Consider the following 3,102-nt stretch of genomic DNA (forward strand, 5'->3'; position numbering starts at 1 on the left):
GGTGTTTTTTATTGTTCGGAAATTATGAATTTAAACGAGGTACGTTTGACAGTACCGCTTCTGTTGAGGAGGGAAAACTTATGAAATATGAAACACTTACCCTTGACCAATTTGACGAAAAATTGAGAAACTCGGGTTTCAAGGCCACTGAGAAAGAAATCGAGACTATTCAGGATAGAGTTCGGACCAAAATGCTTACCGGAACCGTGAAACGTGCGATTCAAAGTTTATTAGATTCAGCACGAATTCTTCCGGAAGATATGGACCAGGTCAAGCAAATTACCGCAACGGTTCAACGACTTACCGAAATAGTAAAACTTTCAAACCAGCAGAATGTATTGCCGAAAGGACAGCGTGGACAAATATTTCATGATTACCACGTTAAGACGAGCGACAGACATCAGAAGCATACTGACAAATTTCTCGACGAGGCTGCATAGTGAAAAATGAAAAAAAATCGGCAAAGCCGGTAATCTCGCTCCAAGCGTACACAATTGAAAACTTGCAATATACTCTTGATAAGCACGTAAGCGAATCGATCCCCGTGGGATTCCATTTGAAGCCGAGTGTTGCAATTACTGACGATTTGTATCACGGAAAACTTGTTTTGGATGTTTCACTAAAGATAGGTTCTGAGTCGATTAACACGGAAAATAATGCTGAATCAAAGGCAATCCTGATAACTATATCCGCTTTTTTTGATGTCTCCGACGACCTAAACGATAGGGACGAAATTGGCCGGATTTTAACAGTAAACGGGACAGCTATTTTATTTCCATATGTTCGCAGTACCATTTCTATGGTTACCGGTCTCGATTCGGCGCAGACGGTCCTGCTACCAACGATTAGAACGACCGACTTATTTAGTGAACACAGTATTGAAATATAGGCCTTCGGGCTTATTTTTTTGCTCGTAGTCTGCCATCCGGTGGGCTTTTTGATTGCAAAAAAATAAGCCCAACTGGGCGACGTTTGCGTTATTAAAACCGATGTGTGAGAGACTTTTTGACCAGAAATTGACCAGATTTAACGGGAAAAAACGAGATATTAACGGGAAATCTGGTCACAAATCGTATGCTATAATAAGTTTTACAAACACTTATGTGGCGCGGTATATAGCTGTTTCAGTCTTAATACTGATGCGGTGACTAGACTATGCCGATATAGTTAGCAATTGTCAAGTATCCATGTCGGCGTCGTCCGCGTGGCATCAAAGGGGAAAACAGCGTGCTTGAATTAAAACATATCAAGAAATATTACAATGTGGGTGGCACCACCACCAAAGCGCAAGATGATGTGTCGGTGGCTTTTCGCCAACAAGAATTTGTTGCGATCTTAGGGCCTTCTGGTTCTGGGAAAACCACCATGTTGAATATTATCGGTGGCTTGGATCGCTATGATTCCGGGGATTTGCTGATCAAAGGCAAGTCGACTAAAGCCTTTAAAGATGCTGATTGGGATGCGTATCGGAACAATTCCGTTGGCTTCATTTTCCAGTCGTATAATTTGATTTCGCACCTGTCGATCATCGATAACGTGGAAATGGGGATGACCTTGTCTGGCGTCCCAGCGGCTGAAAAGAAACAGCGCGCTGAAGATGCGTTGATCCGCGTGGGCTTAAAAGAGCACATGCACAAGTCGCCGCAACAATTATCTGGGGGCCAAATGCAACGGGTCGCCATTGCGCGGGCGATCGCCAATGATCCTGAGATTTTACTTGCTGATGAACCTACTGGCGCTTTGGATTCCGAAACTTCTGAAGAAATCATGAAGTTGATCCGGGACTTATCCAAAGAACGCTTGGTCATCATGGTCACGCATAACCCACAATTGGCCCGCAAATATGCGGATCGGGTGATCGAATTTGCTGATGGGCAGATCCAACATGATTCCAATCCGCATGTTGAACATGAAAAAACCGATGAGTTTAAACTCAACCGGACGAAGATGAGTTATTGGACGGCGTTGAAGCTCAGTTTCAACAACATCCGCACCAAAAAAGGCCGGACCTTTTTGACGGTATTTGCTTCCAGCATCGGGATCATTTCCATTGCGGTGGTGCTCGCGCTGTCTAATGGTTTCCAAAAACAAATTGATAAAACGCAATCAGAAGCCATGGCCTCGATGCCAGTCAGGATTTCGCAAACTGGGACTGATACCAGTTCAATGATGACTGGGACTAAAACCAAGACTTTCTCCAAAGCCGATCATTTGACTGCCGAAAAGTCTGATGCTGAAAAAGCGCAACACACCAATAAGTTGACGAAGAAGTATCTGGCTTACGTCAACCAAATGCCGAAAAAAGACGCCAAAAATATTGCGGTGACTTATGGGACTGGGATGAATTTGATTCGCGAAGTCAATGGCAAGTATAAAACTGTCACGTTCTCGACTTCTGATCCTGACAGCAACACGGTCAACGCCAGCGCGATGATGGCCGCTTCGACTGGGATCGGCGGTTCGGTTTATCCGATCGATCGCAATGGTGGCCAAAGTTTCTTGAAGACTTACTATAAAGTGATCGCCGGGAAATACCCGACTAGTGCCAACGATATCATTTTAGTGGTGAACAAAGATAACTCTGTTGATATCAATGCCTTGAAGAACCTCGGCTACACAGCCAAAGAAGGCCAAAAGGTTCAATATAAAGATTTAGTGGGCACCCAAGTCAAAGTGGTCGCTAACGATGACTACTATAGTAAGTTACCAACTGGGACTTATATGCCAGGCACGGATTATGCCAAAATGGCCAGCGCTGCCAAAACCAAGACGTTGACCATCGCGGGGATCGTCCGCGTGAAGTCCAAGAACTCCGATGGCTTGTTATCCAGCGGGATTGCTTATAGCGCAGCTTTGACCAAAGATGTGTTGAACACCAACAAGGATTCGGCCATTGTCACTGCCCAAAAAGCAAGTTCAGCTAACGTGATCACTGGTCAAACCATGGATAATTCCACGCGGTCAGCGTTGTTGACCAGCTTAGGCGGCTCCAGCACCCCAAGTTCGATTCAAATTTATCCAACGACTTTCAAGTTAAAAGATAAAGTCGCAAATTGCAAGAACAAGTTAGCCACTCCGTGGCACGACACCGTGAGGCGAACT

At 44.7% G+C, this 3,102-nt stretch carries 3 protein-coding genes; all 3 read left to right on the plus strand.

All coding sequences use genetic code 11. From position 1 onward, the window contains the following. Positions 1 to 440 (plus strand): hypothetical protein (locus FD01_RS13270; RefSeq protein ID WP_235802967.1); only part of this gene is annotated, 440 nt, incomplete at its 5' end. Then, positions 440 to 889, plus strand: coding sequence for a protein-export chaperone SecB (locus FD01_RS16745; protein WP_056964762.1), 450 nt, complete (start codon positions 440 to 442; stop codon positions 887 to 889). The genes FD01_RS13270 and FD01_RS16745, both read left to right, overlap by 1 nt. A gap of 338 nt (positions 890 to 1,227) precedes the next feature. Continuing rightward, positions 1,228 to 3,102, plus strand: a 1,875-nt coding sequence (locus tag FD01_RS13280; RefSeq protein ID WP_056964764.1) for an ABC transporter ATP-binding protein, incomplete at its 3' end; no start/stop codon positions are given.

It is taken from the genome of Lacticaseibacillus manihotivorans DSM 13343 = JCM 12514, assembly GCF_001435035.1.
Lineage (GTDB): Bacteria > Bacillota > Bacilli > Lactobacillales > Lactobacillaceae > Lacticaseibacillus > Lacticaseibacillus manihotivorans.